This is a genomic window from Anaerococcus senegalensis JC48 (assembly GCF_000321005.1).
Lineage (GTDB): Bacteria > Bacillota > Clostridia > Tissierellales > Peptoniphilaceae > Anaerococcus > Anaerococcus senegalensis.
Window position 1 is genome coordinate 1,089,601 of the sequence record NZ_HE578907.1, and the last position, 18,102, is coordinate 1,107,702.

General features: G+C 28.3%; 17 protein-coding genes, 1 pseudogene, 1 riboswitch and 1 other annotated feature. Of the genes and pseudogenes, 5 read left to right on the forward strand and 13 right to left on the reverse strand.

Translation table 11 applies throughout. The features are described from left to right. Positions 1–201: 201 nt before the first annotated feature. Complete coding sequence (locus tag ASHG_RS05335) at positions 202–2,265, reverse strand: glutamine synthetase III domain-containing protein (protein ID WP_040398016.1); 2,064 nt, start codon at positions 2,263–2,265, stop codon at positions 202–204. Positions 2,266–2,478: 213 nt separating this feature from the next. Between ASHG_RS05335 and ASHG_RS05340 the strand changes: the two genes are divergently transcribed. Both ASHG_RS05340 and ASHG_RS09540 read left to right on the forward strand, forming a co-directional pair. Continuing rightward, positions 2,479–3,540, forward strand: a complete 1,062-nt coding sequence (locus ASHG_RS05340) for a C40 family peptidase (protein ID WP_040398017.1) — start codon at positions 2,479–2,481, stop codon at positions 3,538–3,540. Positions 3,541–3,689: 149 nt separating this feature from the next. Further along, positions 3,690–4,907 (forward strand): annotated as a pseudogene (locus ASHG_RS09540) (Glu/Leu/Phe/Val family dehydrogenase). Between the two features lie 83 nt (positions 4,908–4,990). Here ASHG_RS09540 and ASHG_RS05350 read toward each other — a convergent pair. The 3 genes from ASHG_RS05350 to ASHG_RS05360 form a co-directional block, all read right to left on the reverse strand. Continuing rightward, positions 4,991–5,707, reverse strand: coding sequence for a transposase (locus tag ASHG_RS05350; RefSeq protein WP_040398018.1), 717 nt, complete (start codon positions 5,705–5,707; stop codon positions 4,991–4,993). Between the two features lie 179 nt (positions 5,708–5,886). Beyond that, a complete protein-coding gene (locus ASHG_RS05355) occupies positions 5,887–6,867 on the reverse strand; it encodes a DUF1002 domain-containing protein (protein ID WP_040398020.1) in 981 nt (326 codons plus the stop codon). A gap of 17 nt (positions 6,868–6,884) precedes the next feature. Beyond that, on the reverse strand, positions 6,885–7,673 hold the full coding sequence (locus tag ASHG_RS05360; RefSeq protein ID WP_040398022.1) for an Mrp/NBP35 family ATP-binding protein: 789 nt from the start codon (positions 7,671–7,673) through the stop codon (positions 6,885–6,887). A gap of 217 nt (positions 7,674–7,890) precedes the next feature. Beyond that, positions 7,891–8,158: a binding site (T-box leader), on the forward strand. 64 nt (positions 8,159–8,222) lie between these two features. On the opposite strand from ASHG_RS05360, the gene ASHG_RS05365 reads away from it, so the two are divergent. From ASHG_RS05365 to ASHG_RS05375, 3 genes are all read left to right on the forward strand, one after another. After that, a complete protein-coding gene (locus ASHG_RS05365) occupies positions 8,223–9,785 on the forward strand; it encodes an ABC transporter substrate-binding protein/permease (RefSeq protein WP_040398026.1) in 1,563 nt (520 codons plus the stop codon). Beyond that, complete coding sequence (locus tag ASHG_RS05370) at positions 9,778–10,512, forward strand: amino acid ABC transporter ATP-binding protein (protein WP_040398027.1); 735 nt, start codon at positions 9,778–9,780, stop codon at positions 10,510–10,512. Before ASHG_RS05365 ends, ASHG_RS05370 begins: the two co-directional genes overlap by 8 nt. 66 nt (positions 10,513–10,578) lie before the next feature. After that, on the forward strand, positions 10,579–11,085 hold the full coding sequence (locus ASHG_RS05375) for a hypothetical protein (RefSeq protein WP_040398029.1): 507 nt from the start codon (positions 10,579–10,581) through the stop codon (positions 11,083–11,085). 670 nt (positions 11,086–11,755) lie between these two features. Here the strand turns inward: ASHG_RS05375 and thiE are convergent. From thiE to proC, 9 genes are all read right to left on the reverse strand, one after another. Continuing rightward, on the reverse strand, positions 11,756–12,367 hold the full coding sequence (gene thiE / locus ASHG_RS05380) for a thiamine phosphate synthase (protein ID WP_040398030.1): 612 nt from the start codon (positions 12,365–12,367) through the stop codon (positions 11,756–11,758). Next, positions 12,364–13,185, reverse strand: coding sequence for a hydroxyethylthiazole kinase (gene thiM / locus ASHG_RS05385; protein WP_040398031.1), 822 nt, complete (start codon positions 13,183–13,185; stop codon positions 12,364–12,366). Before thiM ends, thiE begins: the two co-directional genes overlap by 4 nt. After that, positions 13,154–13,699 carry an energy coupling factor transporter S component ThiW gene (gene thiW, locus ASHG_RS05390; protein WP_040398033.1) on the reverse strand — a complete coding sequence of 182 codons (546 nt, stop codon included), beginning with the start codon at positions 13,697–13,699 and terminating at the stop codon, positions 13,154–13,156. The genes thiM and thiW overlap by 32 nt, the downstream gene beginning before the upstream one ends. 8 nt (positions 13,700–13,707) lie before the next feature. Next, entirely contained in the window at positions 13,708–14,862 is a 1,155-nt protein-coding gene (gene thiH, locus ASHG_RS05395; RefSeq protein WP_040398035.1) for a 2-iminoacetate synthase ThiH, read from the reverse strand. A 1-nt stretch (position 14,863) separates the two neighbouring features. Beyond that, positions 14,864–15,628, reverse strand: coding sequence for a thiazole synthase (locus ASHG_RS05400; protein ID WP_040398036.1), 765 nt, complete (start codon positions 15,626–15,628; stop codon positions 14,864–14,866). Further along, complete coding sequence (thiF, locus tag ASHG_RS05405; RefSeq protein WP_040398038.1) at positions 15,618–16,232, reverse strand: sulfur carrier protein ThiS adenylyltransferase ThiF; 615 nt, start codon at positions 16,230–16,232, stop codon at positions 15,618–15,620. Before thiF ends, ASHG_RS05400 begins: the two co-directional genes overlap by 11 nt. Position 16,233: 1 nt before the next feature. After that, positions 16,234–16,431 (reverse strand): sulfur carrier protein ThiS, encoded by a 198-nt coding sequence (gene thiS, locus ASHG_RS05410; protein ID WP_040398039.1) that lies wholly within the window; start codon positions 16,429–16,431, stop codon positions 16,234–16,236. 134 nt (positions 16,432–16,565) lie between these two features. Continuing rightward, positions 16,566–16,665: riboswitch (TPP riboswitch) on the reverse strand. Positions 16,666–16,679: 14 nt separating this feature from the next. After that, on the reverse strand, positions 16,680–17,066 hold the full coding sequence (locus ASHG_RS05415) for a hypothetical protein (protein ID WP_040398040.1): 387 nt from the start codon (positions 17,064–17,066) through the stop codon (positions 16,680–16,682). 123 nt (positions 17,067–17,189) lie between these two features. Then, entirely contained in the window at positions 17,190–17,957 is a 768-nt protein-coding gene (gene proC / locus ASHG_RS05420) for a pyrroline-5-carboxylate reductase (protein WP_040398042.1), read from the reverse strand. Positions 17,958–18,102 lie beyond the last annotated feature (145 nt).

An 18,102-nucleotide genomic window follows, 5' to 3' on the forward strand; every position in this document is an offset into this window, starting at 1 on the left:
CTTGTACAGATTTATCATACTTAGTAATCTGGGAAATCTCATGAGATCTCCCCATGCGTTCGTTTCACTCACACTAAAACACGTTTGCTTTGCAAACTTCTCCGTGCTTGTGCACTTAGTTTTAGGGATAAATATGCCAAATCAAGGCATATTTATCTAGACGAGATGATTTTTTTCTTCGCTTTAATAATAATTAAAAATCTATAAAGATTTCAACATATCCACATACCTAGGCATAGAATAATTCTCTCTTGATATTTCATTTTCTAGTTTATCTGATATTTCTCTAATCTCTTCTGTTATTTTTCTTGTTTTTTCTTGAATAAATATTGCTCTTTCTTCTTGGGTCTCTATTTTATCTAAATCTTTTAGAATTTCTTTTATTTTATCCCCATATGCAAGAAGTATTTCTACATTTTTATTTATTCTAAAAGCTTTCTCTTTTAATTTTTCATTGTTTATGAATGAAAGGTAAGATTTTATTTCTTTTACTTCTTTCATTGCTGAAGGTAAAATTTCTTGATAAATTAAATTAGATAAAACTTCTAATTCTTGTTGGCAGAATTTACATATTTCATCAAATTCTACATTTATAATTGAATCTATTTCTTTTTGACTAAAGATTTTTTCATCTTTGTATAGGTCAAAAGATGAATTATTTTTTGCAAAAACTAAAGCATCTATGAAAGTTCTGTGGTTTTCTAATCCTCTTTTTTCAGCTTCTTTTACCCATTCTTTAGAATAACCATCACCTTGGAAAAGTATTCTTGAATTTTCTTTGTAAGTTTCTTTTACAATTTTATAAACTTCATTTTTTAAATCCTTATCACTTTTTCCTTCAAGCCTTTGGTAAAATTCCTTTAAGACTTTTGCCATTGAAAGGTTTATTACTGTATTTAAATCTGCTGCTGATTTTGAAGATCCTAACATCCTAAATTCAAATTTATTTCCAGTAAAAGCAATTGGTGAGGTCCTATTTCTATCTGATGAATCTGTAGAAAGTTCGCCAAGATGAGGAATTTTGACCTTGTTTTTTATATCTTTAATCTTTTCATCATTTGCAATTGATTTTAAAATATTTTCCAAATCCTTACCAATAAACACAGAAATTATTGATGGAGGTGCTTCGTTTCCACCAAGTCTATAGTCATTTGAAACTGATGAAGAGGAAAGTCTTATTAAGTTTTGATATTTATTGCATACTTTAATCATTGCTGATAAAAATATCAAAAATAGGTGGTTATTTTTTGGATCTTTTCCTGGGGAAAAACAATTTTTTCCATAATTTGTAGATAAGGAATAATTATTGTGTTTGCCACTTCCTGCCATATTTTTGAAAGGTTTTTCTTTTAAAAGACAATATAAATTATGTCTAATAGCAGTTTTTTCCAAAATATGCATCAATAATTGATTATTATCAACTGAAATATTAGCATTTTCAAACATTATGGCAATTTCAAATTGGTTTGGGCCAACTTCGTTATGCTCAGCTTCCATATATATTCCCAAATCATAAAGTTGTTCATTTATATCTTCAAAAAAATCATTAACTCTTTGTGGAATTGCTCCAAGATAATGAGAAATAATTTCTTTTTCAACCATAGGATCACGACCAACTAAACTCATTCCACAATATTCAAGGTCAATTCTTTTATCAAAAAATTCTTTATCTATTAAATAAAATTCTTGTTCAAGACCAACTTTTGGTTTTACCCTATAAGTTTTTTCCTCTTTCAAAAATAAATTACAAATTGGACTAGCATACTTACTAATCCTATTCATTGATTCAATTAGAGGCAATTTTTTGTCAAGTTTTTCTCCATAAAAAGAAACAAAAACTGATGGTATATATAAAACTTTATCTTCTATAAAAGAATTTGCTGTCAAATCCCAATATGTATAACCACGTGCCTCAAAAGTTGATCTCATTCCACCAGATGGAAATGATGATGCATCTGGTTCTCCCTTTATTAGTTCTTTTCCAGAAAATCTATTTATTGGATTATGTTTATCATCTCTTTTTAAAAAAGCAGTTTTCTTGTTAGCTGTTTTTCCATTTAAAGGTTGAAACCAATGAGTATAAGAAGTTGCACCTTTTGAAATAGCCCAAGATTTCATGGCGTGTGCAATAGAATCTGCAGTTTCCCTATCAAGATTATCATTATTTCTAGCAGCTTCTTTCCATTTTAAATAAACAGGAAAGGGTACATTTTCCTTCATAGTCTTTTTATCAAAAGCTAAGTTTCCAAATTTTTTTAAATCCATCATTTTACCTTTCTTAAATTCTAAAATTTTCAAAAAATGTTTAGTTAATTATATCACAAATAACCTAAATTTAAATTTATTAAAAATATATTATTTTATAAAATATTTTTTAGATTAATAAATATTTACAATTAAAATTTTAATAATTGACACTATACAAATATAATGATAAATTAATAGTAGTTGAAATATAAATATTTTGAGGATGGGAAAATGAGAAAAAACAAAAAAATTTTAATATTTTTATCAGGAATTATAGCATTTCAATTTTTTGCTCCTAAAAAAGTATCTAAAGCTAAGGGAATACTTATAAATTATGATATTACTGAAGGAGTAAATGTTACTGACAAACCAAGTGGTGAAAAAGGAATGAAATTTGTTGGTGGAATTGACTATCCTGACGTATACGAAATAAAGGGTGAAAAAAACGATTGTTTTGAAATAAAGTTTGAAGGCAAAAAAGCCTACACTGAAAAAGCTTGGTATCATGTTTTAGATGATATAAAAGCTATAAATAAAGGAAAAATTTACGAAAAATCCGATGAAAAATCAAAAGAAGTTGCTGATTTTAAAAAAGATGAAAAAGTTATTTTGGTAAATTTTTCTGATAATGATTTTGTAAAAATAAAAAAAGGCGATAAAACAGGATTTGCAAAAATCGATAATTTTGATATTTCCAAAAAAGATTCTAAAAACTTGGATAAAATCAAAGATAAATATAAGAAAATATACGAATCTATAAAAAGATATATGGATTATCTTGATAGAAATAACTTAAGTTTGTATCCAGTTGATGAAAAAAATACAGAAGTTCAAAATGAAATCACAAGAATTTATCCTGAAAATAATACAGAAAATAATCATAACGATCAAGGCGAAGAAGTTGAATATGTTTATTACACAGTTGATGGCGATGATATAGGATCAAAAGCTTATAATTTTGCAACAAACTTTATTGGCAATCCATATGTTTGGGGTGGAACAAGTCTTACAAATGGAGTTGACTGTTCTGGTTTTACCCAACAAGTATATGGAAAATTTGGAATAGGTCTTCCCCATTTTGCTCAAAGTCAAGCAGACTATGGAAAAACAATAAATCTTGGTGAGGAAAAAGCAGGAGACTTGGTATTTTTTGGAACAAGCCTTTCAAATATTACCCACGTTGCAATAGCAGATGGTCAAGGTGGAATAGTTCATGCTGCAAATCCAAGAGATGGAATAATAACATCAGGGATAGGGAATCCTATAATTATAAAAAGATTAATTGAAGAATAAAAAACGTCCTTAGGGCGTTTTTTTATTGTTTATTAGAAAAATAATGCTATAATAATTTAAAATATTAAATTTTATAAAATTTAATTTGTAATTATAAGGAGTAAAAAATGGCAGATACCTTAAATCCATTAAAGTCAGCACAAAGTTAAATAAAAATAGCTTGTCAAAAATTAAATTTGGATCCAGCTGTTTATGATATTTTAAAAGAACCTCAAAGATTTATAGAAATTTCTATTCCTGTAAAAATGGATGATGGATCTTTGAAAGTATTTAAAGGGTACAGGTCTGCTCACAACAATGCCCTTGGTCCTTGTAAGGGTGGAGTTAGATTTCATCAAAATGTAAATATAGAAGAGGTTAAGGCTCTATCAACTTGGATGAGTTTAAAAGCAGGTCTTTTAGAATTCCTTATGGCGGAGGAAAAGGTGGAATTTCCGTTGATCCAAAAAAATTATCTGAAAGAGAAATAGAATCTTTATCTCGTGGATATATTAGAGGTCTTCATAAATATTTGGGAGAAAGAATTGATATTCCTGCACCAGATGTAAACACAAATGGAAAAATAATGTCATATTTTACAGACGAATGTATAAAATTAAATGGATATAGACAAGATGTTGGAACTTTTACTGGAAAACCATTAATTCTTGGAGGAAGCCTTGGTAGAGATGAAACTACGGGTTTTGGAGTAGTAATTACTACAAAATATGTAGCTAAAAAAATAAGACTTGATTTAAAAAATTCTGAAATTAGTCTTCAAGGTTTTGGAAATGTAGGAAGCTATACTTTAAAATATTTGATAAAAGAAGGAGCAAAAGATAAATATCTTTCAATTAGAGATGAAAGTGAAAAATGTAGACGCTCTGCCCTTTACTCAGAAAATGGATTTGATTATGAATCTTTAAAAAAATATAGAGAAGAACATAAAACTCTTGCAGGATATCCTGATGCTAAAAAAATATCTGATGAATCGTTTTGGAATACAAAATTTGATATATTAATTCCAGCAGCTCTTGAAAATATTATTACTGAAGAAATAGCTAAAAATTTAGATGTAAAATTAATAGCAGAAGGTGCTAATGGACCTACGGCTGATAAAATTCTTAAAGAAAAAAATGTAGAAGTTATAGCCGATATTTTGGCAAATTCTGGTGTAGTTTTGGTTTCATACTATGAATGGATTCAAAATCAATATGGCAATTATTGGTCAAAAGATGAAGTTCAAGAAAAACAAGTTAAGGATATGAAAAAAGCCCTTGATGGAATTTATCAAATAAAAGAAGAATACAAGACTGACTTAAGGGAAGCTTCATATGTTTGCAATAAAAAGAATTGCTCAAGCAATGAAACTTAGAGGATGGTATTAAAAAAATCGGGAATTTTTCCCGATTCCCCATTGGGGACGCTCAACTTTGGCACTTTTATTTAATTATTAATTTTGTTATTATTTTTACAAATTTCTCCTAGATACTTTTAATTTTTCTCCTACAAATCTTTTGCTAAAACCTAGATCTACTAATTTTTTTGCATACTCAATTAATTCTTCTCCTTTCAAATTTTTTGTTTTTATGTATTTCATAATATAATTTTGAGCAAAAATTATATCCTCTTTTGTATCCATTTCTATAGAAAAAAATCTTTCTTTGTGAAAATCATAAAAGTTTTCTTGATTTTTAAAATTCTCTCTAACTTTATCTACAAATTCCTTCTCTATTGAATAATTAATATTTCTTATAAAAAAATTCTTGTATGAAGTAAATTCATACCTACCAAGATCATTTTCAATGCCTGCAAAAACTGGATTATTATGAATGTATCTTAGGACTTCAAATAATTGCTTATATGATTTTATCTCTACAGACTTATACCTATTTTGAAATAAGTGACCATTTCTATCATTTATATAATTATAAAATCTTGAATATTTAACATTTATGCTCTTCATTATTTCTGATAAATCATTGATTCCCTTTACATGTACCAAAAAATGAGTGTGATTATCCATTATTGTATAAGCATATATTTTCCAATCATATTTTTCATCAAAATATAAATTTAGAATCGTTTCTTTGTAAGATTTTCTTGAGAAAATTTTTTCATGATTTATTCCTTTTGTCATTATATGAAAAATATTTCCATTTTGCATTTTTCTAGCTAAACGAGCCATAGCCTTCTCCTAAAATTTAAGATATGAATTTTATAAGATTTTTATTTATATACCCAAAGCTTTAAATTGTTATAATATATTTAAAATATTTTAATAAATAAGTGTTCCAATAGTGAACGTCCCCAATGGGTGTGAAACTTCGTGGTTGATATTAAAAAAATCGGGATATACCCGATTTTTTAGTTACTTGCGTTATCATTATTTGAATTTGTAAATGATGAGAATAAGTCTTTAAAAAATTGAAATATTTTATCCCAAAGACCTGACTCTTTTACATCATTTCCAACTTTATTTATATCATCTTTATTATCTTCGTAGAATTTTTTACCTTTTTCTGTAAGATTTCCTGCGAATTTTTTTAGGTTTTCTTCTACATTTTTGCTATCTATTGCAGGACTTTCTTGGTATTTTTCAAAATAATTTACAAGAATTTGTATATTATTATTTGAAAGTATATCCCCCATATTTACATTTTTCAAAGCATCTTGAATAAATACTTGGATTTTACCACTATCTGCAGGCTTTCCATTTTGATCTTTGTACTCTTTTAGATTTTGTTTTACTTCAGCAACAGCTTGGTCTAATTTGTCCTTATCAAAAGATCCATTTCCTTCATTTTCATCACTAATTTTTTTCAAAGTTCCAAGTTCTTCTTGGGCAGTTTGTGTACTTTGTGTATCAACTTTTTCACCAGTCATTTCAAATGCTTTATAAACTCCAACTAGAGCTGATTCTCCAGTAACTTTTGTTGGACTTGCTACTTTTATTTCTGCATCACTAATTCCTGAAGTTATGGCTGCATTTGTGTATTGACTTTCTGTAATTGAAGTAATATTTTCAGGTGTTAAAATATCTACCTTAATTCCACTTCTTTTTGGAAGTTTTTTTACTGAAACTGATGAAATCATATCATAGTCATTTGCCCTGTATCCTAGATATTTTTCACAATCAGCTCCATTTACACTTGCCATATTTATATCATCTGAAAGTTCTAATTTATTTTTTACTTGATCAATTTGATTTTGATTTAATCCAATACCATACATGAAAGATTGTTTATCTGAATCAAAATTATCATTAGCTTTTGAAATTTGTGGTATTGATAGAATTATTGCAAATAATAATCCCAAAAACCACTTATTTTTAAATATTTTTTTCATAAATTCTCCATAATATTTTATAGATTTTCAATTTTTTCTACTAAATTATCAAGATCTTTTTCATCTATTTCTTCAATATTTCCTTGATCTATTAAACTTGTAATTTCTGGATTTATGGCAAGTTTTGAAACTGTATCAATTCCAAATTTCTCAGCAGTTTTATCTGTTGATCCTTCTCCAAAAATTTTGTAAATATTTCCTGTATCTGGGGCTTTGAAATATGACATATTTTCAACAAGACCCAAAGTTGTTTTTCCCATCATTTTAGCCATATTTAATGATTTTTCTACAACCATTCCTACAAGATCTTGTGGAGTTGTAACTGCAACTACCCCATCTATATTTAATGATTGGAAAACTGTAAGTGGAATATCACTTGTTCCTGGAGGCATATCTATTAATAAATAATCAATTTCTCCCCAATCTACATCTGTATAAAATTGTTTTAAAACATTATTTACAATTGATGATCTCCAAACAACTGGAGCTGATTTATCTTGCAAAACTAAATTAATTGACATAATTTTAATTCCATTTTTACTTTCTGGCGCGATTAATGTACCATCTTCAAGACTTCTTACACTATCTTTTATTCCAAAAGCTTGTGGAATTGATGGACCTGTAATATCTGCATCTAAAATTGCAACTTTATTTCCTTTTTTTGCAAGTTTTGCTGCAAGCATACTTGTTACAGAAGATTTTCCAACTCCCCCTTTTCCAGACATTACTGCTATAGTTTTTTTAATTTTTGAACCTTCTTTAGGTTTTATAATAAATTTATCAAAATTCATTTTATTTTCTGTCATTTAAAACTCCTTTCAAGTCTTCTAATAAATATATTATATTATATTTTTAGTATTTTTCTATTTATTAAATTTTATTTTTCAGGCCTATCTTATATTTAAATTGTGTAATAAAAAAGTTTATTAATTTATAAACAAAAATAATATTTTTTCATTTAAAAATATAAATATTTATTTGACAAATGTAATTTAAGGATGTATTATTAGCTTAAGATTAAATATAAAAACTTTGAAAAGAAGAGTAGCTAATAAATTATAAGCACAGAGAATCTTTGGATGGTGAAAAAAGATCTTATAATCTTAGTGAATAAAGACTTAGAGTTGTATCGAGGATATTTTGATTCGATATCGTGATTTGCACGTTATAGCAAAGGGGTATAATTTTGTACTTTCTTATTGGATCCTTTGAAAGTATATTTTGTACTTAATAAGGATATTTTTGTGAAAAAATATTAAATTTGGGTGGTAACACGGTCTTCGTCCCTTGAGGGATGAGGACCGTTTTTATATTTAATTCTTAACTTATAATGAAGAAAAATTTTGGAGGAAAAAATGAAAAAATTATTTAAGTTTCTTATGGCTATTGTTATTACCTTTGTTTTTACAATGGAAATTTCACATGCTGATGAGGACACATTTAAGGTTGGAATGGAAGTAAATTATGCACCTTTTAACTTTTCACAAGTTGATGATTCTAATGGTGCTGTTGAGATAAAAAATTCTAAGGGCGAGTATGCAAATGGATATGATGTTCAAATTGCAAAAAAAATTGCCGATAGACTAGGAAAAAAATTAGAAATTTATAAGACTGAGTGGGACGGACTTCCTCCAGCTCTTACTAGTGGAAAAATTGATGCAATTATTGCAGGTATGAGCCCTACTGCCGAAAGAAAAAAAGAAATTGATTTTACAAATTCTTATTATGTATCAGATTTGGTTGTAGTTTTGAAAAAAGATTCTCCTTTTGCTAAGGCAAAATCTTTAAAAGATTTTAAAAATGCAAAACTTACAGGTCAGTTAAATACATTTCATTACACAGTACTTGATCAAATTGATGGACTTAATAAACAAGCTGCTATGGAATCATTCCCTTCAATGATTTCTGCTACAAAAGCTGGAAATATTGACGGCTATGTTTCAGAAAAGCCTGGAGCAATGTCGGCAGTTTCTGCAAATAATGACTTAAGATATGTAGAATTTGAAAAAGGCAAGGGATTTGAAACTTCATCAGAAGATACTTCAATTGCTGTAGGTCTTAGAAAAAATTCTTCTATGAAGGATGAAATTAATAAAATCTTATCTGAAATGAATACTAAAGATCAAGATAAAATTATGGAAGAGATGGTAAAGCTATCTGAAAATGATGGAGAAAAACTTTCATTTTTTGGACAAATGAAAGAAATTTGGAGTGAGTATTCTCCCCTATTTATAAACGGAATTTTTTCAACACTTTTCATTTCAATAATTTCAACAATAATAGGATTTTTTATAGGACTTGTTGTTGCAGTTATTAGAAAAACAAAGATTGACAAAAATAAAAATATTGTAGGATATATCTTACAAAAAATAATAAACTTTATTCTTGCTGCCTATATTGAAATATTTAGGGGAACTCCTATGATGGTTCAAGCAATCCTAATTTTTTATGGAGCTAAACAATTTTTAGCAATTGATATGTCAACCATGCTTGCAGCCTTTATAATTGTTTCAATTAATACTGGAGCTTATTTATCAGAAGTTGTAAGAGGCGGAATAAATTCAGTTGATAAGGGACAATTTGAAGCTTGTAAGGCTTTAGGAATGACTCACTCACAAACCATGTTTAATGTAATAATACCTCAAACTATAAAATCAATTTTACCAGCAATTGCAAATGAGTTTGTGGTAAATATAAAAGATACATCAGTATTAAATGTAATAAGCGTAACAGAATTATTCTTTGTATCAAAATCTATAGCAGGTTCAACCTATCAAATTTTCCAAACATATTTGATAACAGCTATAATTTATTTCATCCTAACATTTATAACTACAAGAATCATCTTGTTAGTTGAGAAAAAATTTAATACAAAAGAGTTCAAACTTGAATCAGTAACAGGAGGAATTCATGCCTAGTATAATTAAGGTTAATAATTTAGAAAAAAAATTTGGACAAAATTTAGTTTTAAAAGACATAAACATGGAAGTAGAAAAAGGTGAAGTAGTGACAATAATTGGATCTTCAGGATCTGGAAAATCTACCCTATTAAGATGTTTAAATCTTTTAGAAGAACCTACAAGTGGAGAAATTTTATATGAAAATGAAAATATTTTAGAAAAAAAATTCGACCTTAGAGCTTATAGAACAAAAGTCGGCATGGTTTTTCAAAATTTTAATTTATTTGAAAATAAAACAGTATTACAAAATTGCACCCTAAGCCAAGAAAAAGTTTTAAAAATTTCAAAAAATGAGGCTCAAGAAAAGGCAAACAAATATCTTAAACTAGTAGGCATGGACCAATATATAAATGCAAAACCATCACAAATTTCCGGTGGACAAAAACAAAGAGTTGCAATAGCAAGAGCCCTTTGTATGGATCCAGAAGTTTTATTATTTGATGAACCAACAAGCGCTCTTGATCCTGAAATGGTTGGAGAAGTTTTGGAAGTTATGACAAAACTAGCTAAAGAGGGAATCACAATGATAGTTGTAACTCACGAAATGGATTTTGCAAGAGAAGTTTCAACTAGGGTTTTATTTATGAATGAAGGAATAATTTTAGAAAACGGATCTCCAGAAGAAATTTTTACAAATCCAAAAAATCAAAGGACCAAAGATTTCTTAAAAAGATATATGGGATAAAAGCAGGATTTTTCCTGCTTTTTATTTTGTTCAAATTTAGTATAATAAAAGAAAAAAGGGGGACTTATGGAAAATAAATTAGTAGAATTATTAAATAAAGAATCATCCTTTGCATACGGATTTTTATTATATGAAGATTATGAAAAAATTTTGATAAATAACCTAGATGACCAAGGAAGATTTGATGGTTATACCCTTATTTCAAAAGACTTGGTCCAAGTAAATAAAAAATCAGATTTTTTAAAAAAATTAGAGATTTACAATGAATACTGGAAGTCAATAAGTATAGGAAAATCTGATAGCGAGTTTTTTAAAAATGAGCCTAATTTTTATAATATTATAAAATATGCTAAAGATAATAAAAAAATAATAAATATAGGAAAAAATTTAGATTATTACGAGTTAATTTGTGGTTATGTAAAGGACATAGAGGATAATTTTGCCATAATTGATGCTGTTGATCAAAATTCAGGAGAAATTTACGATGAGTTTGAGATTGATATTAAAAATATAAATTATATAGAAGTTGAGTCTATAGATAACATTTTGCTTGATTTTGTTAATAAACAATAAGCTTGGAAATATTATTTTGTAAGTATTTCTTCGAATAATTTTAGATTTTTGACTTAATAAATAAAGAGATCTCTCCACTCCCTATGGTCGGTCTAGATGGGTTATTTATTGATGTTTTTTTATTACTAAAGTTTAAATTTAATTATGCTTTATTATTTTTAGATTATTTTCAAATTTTTATGATTAAACCTAAAATATTTTTTTCTTTAGTCATCATTTTCATAAAAAAATTACCCATCTCGAGCGCAGTCGAGAGATCTCTTGAATATTATTTAGCTTATAAATTTACTTATTCTTTGAGATCTCTCCGCTCGCTTCGCACAAAAACACGTTTATTTCACAAACTTTCCAGTGATATCTCACTTTGTTTTCGGGGTAAATATTCCAAATCAAGGAATATTTACCTAGTCGAGATGGGTTATTATTGAATTTTTTTATTCCTAAAGTTTTTTGATTATTAGTGTCTTTCATTTTATATTTTATTTCGATTAAATTTTTACTTTACGATTTTAATTTTTTTAAAATTTTAATTTAAACTTTAACTTAAAAATAGATAAAAAATTCACCCATCTCGAGCTATGTCGAGAGATCTCTTTGGTTCAACTTATCTTTAAATTTAACTCATTTTTGAGATTTCTTCGCAAGGTCAAGATGGGAAATTTTTTATATCCTATAATTCTTGAATTTTTTCCTTTAAATCAAGGCTTGTTTGGTAAACATCATCTGCGTCCATTATTGCCCTAACCACACAAATTCCATCAGATTTTGAATTTTTTAATATATCTACATTTTCAATATTTAAACCACCAATTGCAAAAACATCAATATCAACTGTCTCTTTTATTTTTTTAAAAGTTTCAACAGAGGTTCTTTTGGTTTTTACGTGGGTTTTTGTTTCAAAAATTGCCCCAACTCCCAAATAGTCTGAACCATCTTCTTGGGCTTTTTTTGCGGCTTTTACTGATTTTGCAGTAGCACCTATTAGGGCTTTTTCTCCCAAAAGTTTTCTACAAAGTGAAATTGGCATATCATCTGCCCCCACATGGACTCCACATCCAAGAGCCCAGGCAAGGTGAGGCTTATCGTCAATTAGCATTGGGACTTTATATTCATCGCAGATATTTTTAACTTTTTTCCCTAAATTTAAAATCTCAAGGTCTGTTTTTTCTTTCTCCCTTAATTGAAGAATATCAACTCCTCCCTTAAGAGCATCTTCAATTCTTTTTAAAAATTCTTCTTCAGTATATTTATCTGAATTTGTTACCAAGTATAATTTTTTCAAAATTTTGCCTCTCTTATTTTTGCTCTTTTTAAAATTTCATCATCACTTATACTAGAAATATTATCCATCAAATTTACAAAAAAGCTATAAAGCTTATCCCTATCAGAAATTTCTCCAGAAATTTCTAAAATCAAAAGTCCCAAAATTGAGGCTTCAATTGGATCGCAAACGGATAAAAAAGTTGAAATCAAACTTGTTAGCATACAACCTGTAGCTGTGATTTTTGATAGATTTTCACAACCATTTTCTATTAGAAAATATCTATCTTCATCAAGTAAAATATCAGTCTTTCCTGTAATTAAAACAATAGTTTGGTATTTTTGGCATAATTTTTTGGAAATTTTAATAAATTTTTCAATATTTTCTCTATTTAATCTATCTTTTTCACCAACATCAATTCCTTTGGCATTTGATTCATATCCACTCATAGCTAAAATTTCTGACCCATTTCCCTTTATTAAAGAAAATTTATAATTTTTCAAAAGTTTTATAGCAAAATCATATCTTAACTTGCTAGCTCCAACTCCAACCAAATCAATTATTACTGGAATATTTTTTTCGTTTGCAAATTTTACAGCAAGCTCTATTGATTTTATCCTTGAATCTGTAATATTTCCAAGATTTACTGATAGAGAGTCAGAAATTTTTACTATATCTTCCATCTCATCAGGATGCTCGGCACAAATAGCCTTGGCTCCTTGAAATAAAATAGAATTTGCTACCATATTTATGGCTATTGGATTTGTAATTGCATGGATTAAGGGAGATTTTTTCCTTACTAAATCTCTATTTGATAGAATTTTTCTTAGATTTTTCATATACATTTACTCCTAGTTTTTTTTGTATGGTATACAAAACTTTTGATTTTTGTAAAGTTTTTAAAAAAATTAGGGCAACAGATCCTCCCAAAATTGTTGCGATTATAAATGATGGAAGGTAAAAATACCAAGTTATATCCCCTGTTCCATAAAATAATTTCATTACTGGATAAGAAACAAGAGCGCCTATTACTCCAGTTCCAATAATTTCTCCAATAACAGCTGCTAGCAAGGAACCCTTGGATTTTCTATAAAAAACTCCTGATAAAACTGCCCCAAAAACTTGTCCAGTTATAGCAAGAGGAGGAATCCCAAGAAAACTCATTCTCAAAAAGGCAGTTATTAATCCATTTAAAAGTGAATACCAAGGACCCAAAAAAACTGAACAAACAATATTTACAAAGTGAGCCGTTGGAGCAAAACCTTCAAATCTTAAAATTGGAGAAATTACAACTCCAATTGTAACAAACATTGATAAAGTTAATAAAACAAGAAGGGAATTCTTTTTTTTCATAATCTCTCCTAAACATTTATATAATCAGTAAAAACTGGACTCATGCCAATTGATTTTAAATCTTTTATAGCATCTTCACAAGACCTATTATCTGCTATTTCAAATTGTTCGTCCCCCTCGTCTTGAGATTTTTTTGACCTATGACCGATTGAAGTATCAACTGATGCAGAAATTTTTGTTGCTGCATATTTTACTGCCAAATTTCTAAAATCACGGTCTTCTCTTGTTGAAAGAGTTATTGAGGCAAATGGTAAAAATATTCTAAGGGCAAGCATAATTTGGAAAAATTTCTTATCATTTACTTCAAAAAATTTAAGTTCATCTGCCCCGTGAGTTGGTCTAATCCTTGGAAGAGAAATTGCAATTTCTGTGTGGGGATATTTTTTTTGAATTTTTTGAGCATGAAGTCCCAATTTGAAAGCTTCTTCTATTGGGTCATTTAGTCCAAATAGTGTTCCAAATCCTACTCCCCTAAATCCTGCCATCATTGCCCTTTCTTGGGTATCAATCCTATAAACCCAAGATCTTTTGTGGCCATAAGGATGGTAAAAATCATACGTTTTTGGATTGTATGATTCTTGAAAAACTGTTACAAAATCAGCACCTGATTCTTTTAATTTTTTATAATCATCTACATTTGCAGGATAGACTTCAATTCCTATTGTTTTAAAATATTTTTTTGCAATTTCACAAGCTTTTGCTATATAGTCTACTGATGAAAATTTTTGACTTTCTCCTGTTAAAATCAAAACATCTTCAATTCCAGTCTCTGAAAGAGACTTCATTTCTTCTTCAATTTCTTCAAAATTTAATTTTGCTCTTTTTATATCGGATTTTGCTCTAAAACCACAATACCTACAAGAATTTTCACAATAATTTGCTATATAAATTGGTGAGAAAAGACAAACATTATTTCCAAAATATCTTACTCTCTTATCTTTTGCAATTTCTCCCATTTTTTCTAAATGATTTAAGGCCTTATCAGATAAAAGATTATAGAAATCTTCTTCATCAAGTCTATCTTTTTCTAAACTTGAAAGAATATCAGCATCGCTTACATTTTTATTTTTTATTTTTTCGTAATGATCTAAAACTTCGGTTTTTATATTTGAATCGATTATATCCATTTCTGGAAAATAATCTGTAACTTTTTTTATATTCATATTAATCGAAAAAATCCCTCAATGGTGATGATGGATCAGCACCAGATTCTAAAACTCTGCCTGGTTTTGAAAGTCTTGCAAGACGACCTGCTTCGATTCCAAGTTTAAATGCTCTTGCCATTTTTGTAATATCAGATGCACTAGCAATTCCCGTGTTTGCCATAATTGCAGCTGCTCCCATTTCCATTGCCTCTGCAGCTTGACTTGGAAGTCCGATTCCTGCATCAACAATTACTGGAAGGTCAACTTCATCAATAATTATTTTTATAAATTCTTTTGTAACAAGGCCCTTGTTAGATCCAATTGGAGCTGCAAGTGGCATTATAGCAGCTGCTCCTGCTTCTTTTAAATCTCTTGCATAATTTAAATCTGGATACATATAAGGAAGAACAACAAATCCTTCATCAGCCAAAACTTTTGTAGCCTTCAAAGTCTCTTCGTTATCTGGCAAAAGATATTTGCTATCTCTCATAATTTCAATTTTTACAAAATTTCCACAGCCCATTTCTCTTGCAAGTCTTGCAATTCTAATTGCCTCATCGGCATTTCTTGCCCCAGAAGTATTGGGAATAATTGTAACGTGTTTTGGTATATAATTTAAAATATTTGCCACATCTTTTGTATTTGCTCGTCTTAGGGCAACTGTGATCATTTCACATTCTGCATTTTTTACAGCAGCATCAATTAAATCTACAGAATATTTCCCACTACCAAGAATAAATCTTGAATTAAATTCCTTGCCACCTAGTATAAATTTATCTTCCATAATAATCCTTTCTTATTTTTTTCAAACACTCAAGAGCCTCAAGACTTGCCATAATTGATACATAGGCAAGATAAAGCCCATCTTTTTTTGCGTCCGATTTGAAATCACCAACCATAGTGATATTATTTATTTTTTTTACCTTAATATTTGAAAAATCTCCAAGTCCTGCCATGCCCGATGCTGTAAAAAGAAATTTATTTTCCTTTTTTGAAAAATAATCAAAGGCCATAACCTTGGACTCTTTATTATCAAAAGCTTCAATAAAATAATCTGTATTTTCTACAATTTCATCCATATTTTTTTCATCCAAATACATATTTCTTGCATGAATTTTTGTATATGGAATGGTTTCTTCAATTATTTTTTTTGTTGCTAAGACTTTTTCTTTGCCTATATCAGAAATCTTATAATTTTGCCTATTTAAATTTGAATATTCAACCTTATCAAAATCATACAAGTAAATTTCTCCAATACCTGCCCTTGCCAGAATCATGGCAATATTTGAGCCAAGTCCTCCACAACCTAAAATCGAAACTTTAGCATTTTTAAATATTTCATTGTCTTTTTTATTTTGTCTTTTTAAAATTTTATCTCTTAAATCCAAATCAACCCCCTCCAACAAAGGAAAAAACTTCAACCTTATAGCCATCTTTTACAAGAAAGTTTTTGAAATTTTCTCTTTTTACAAGCTCTTCGTTTACTTCAACAGCTACAAAGTGAGGATCGAATTTATTTTCTTTTAAAAATTCATACAAAGAAATTTCATTTTTTATTTTTACTTCCTTGCCATTTATTAAAACCATATTCACCTCCTAAAAAAAAGAACACAAATAGAAACCATACCCGAGGTGGTATGCCCCATTTGTGTTCGACACATAGATAAATAGACATTTATTTAGGATCAAAAAAAGACCCTAACTAGGGTCTTTAAACTTCTTTTAAAAAATTATCGCTTTCTTACGCAGGTTTTAACCTATTCAAGTTTAAAGGGTTAATGGAAATCCATCTCTCAGCAATAAGCACCCCTAGCTATTTTTATTATAGGACAAATCTATTTTATTTGCAAAATTTTTTTAATTTTTCTTGTTTTTTCAATTGCCTTACAGTATTTAAACAAATAAACTGGAGCAAGTAAAGTCGAAATACTATTATAAAATCCAAAATTTGGAATCCAAGACTTTAACTTGTTCGCATCTTCTCTCATTTGAATAGTTTTACAAGGTAAGGTTGTAAAAAAGGCAAAACTAGCATAAATTAAAATCAGGTATTTTACAAAAATATTAAGTTTATACCTATCTAATAAATAATAAAGTCCAAAAGAAAATAATCCTACAATTAAAAAAGATAATATTCTAACTACAATAAAAGCCTTGGAAGAATTTTTAGAGTCAACATCTTGTTTTAATATAAATTTAAAATAATTTTTTAGAATGTTCATTTTCCCTCCTATAATTAGGGTAACATTTTAAATCTAATTATTTCAAATAAACTTTTCTACAAAAATTAAATATCGATCAAAATGAAATTCAAAATATTGTAATTATAATAAACAAAAATATAACTACATATTTTTAGACTTGTTAAATGATGCCTCCACGGCTTTTATTAAACTAGCCCTAAAATTATTTTCTTCTAAGGCCTTTACTCCTTCAATGGTTGTTCCTTTAGGACTTGTTACCTTATCTTTTAAAAGTCCTGGGTGATCTTTTGAATCTTGCATTAATTTAATAGATCCAATTATAGTTTGGGCTATCAATTTATAAGAAATATCTCTTTTAAGTCCACATAAAACAGCTCCATCAGATAAGCTTTCCACAAATAAATCTACAAAAGCAGGAAGACAACCATTTACAACACTTGCTGCATCAAATTGATTTTGGTCAATTTTTATAGCCTTGCCAAAGGATGAAAAAATCTCCAAAACATTTGAAAATTCTTCTTCATTTATATTTGAATTTGGGCAAAGAATTGACATTCCACATCCAACAGATGCAGGAGTATTTGGCATGGTCATGACAATTTTTTTGTCAGATCCCAATAATTTTTCAAGTTTTTCAAGACTAAAACCTGCTGCAATTGAAATAAATACTTTATTTTGCAACAAATCTTTTATCTCGTCAATTACTTCTTTATAATAATTTGGTTTAACTGCCAAAATTATATAGTTAGAATTTTTAACAACTTCCCTATTTTCCATTATAGAAACATCCTTGTCTTTAAAAAATTCTAAATTTGAACCCCTGTTAGATAAAAAAAGCTCATTTTTACCCAAAAGACCCTTAGAAATGGCAGAACCCATATTGCCAATGCCGATAACACCAATTTTCATATTTCCTCCTTATAGAAAAATATATTTATTTGTTTTTATCTTAAATTTAATAATTTTATTAAATTAATTCTTCGTAAGACTTAGGGCGGAAGGAACAGGGGACTTCCGATTGTCCCCTTTTTCCTTCCCCCTAAGAACCCCCATC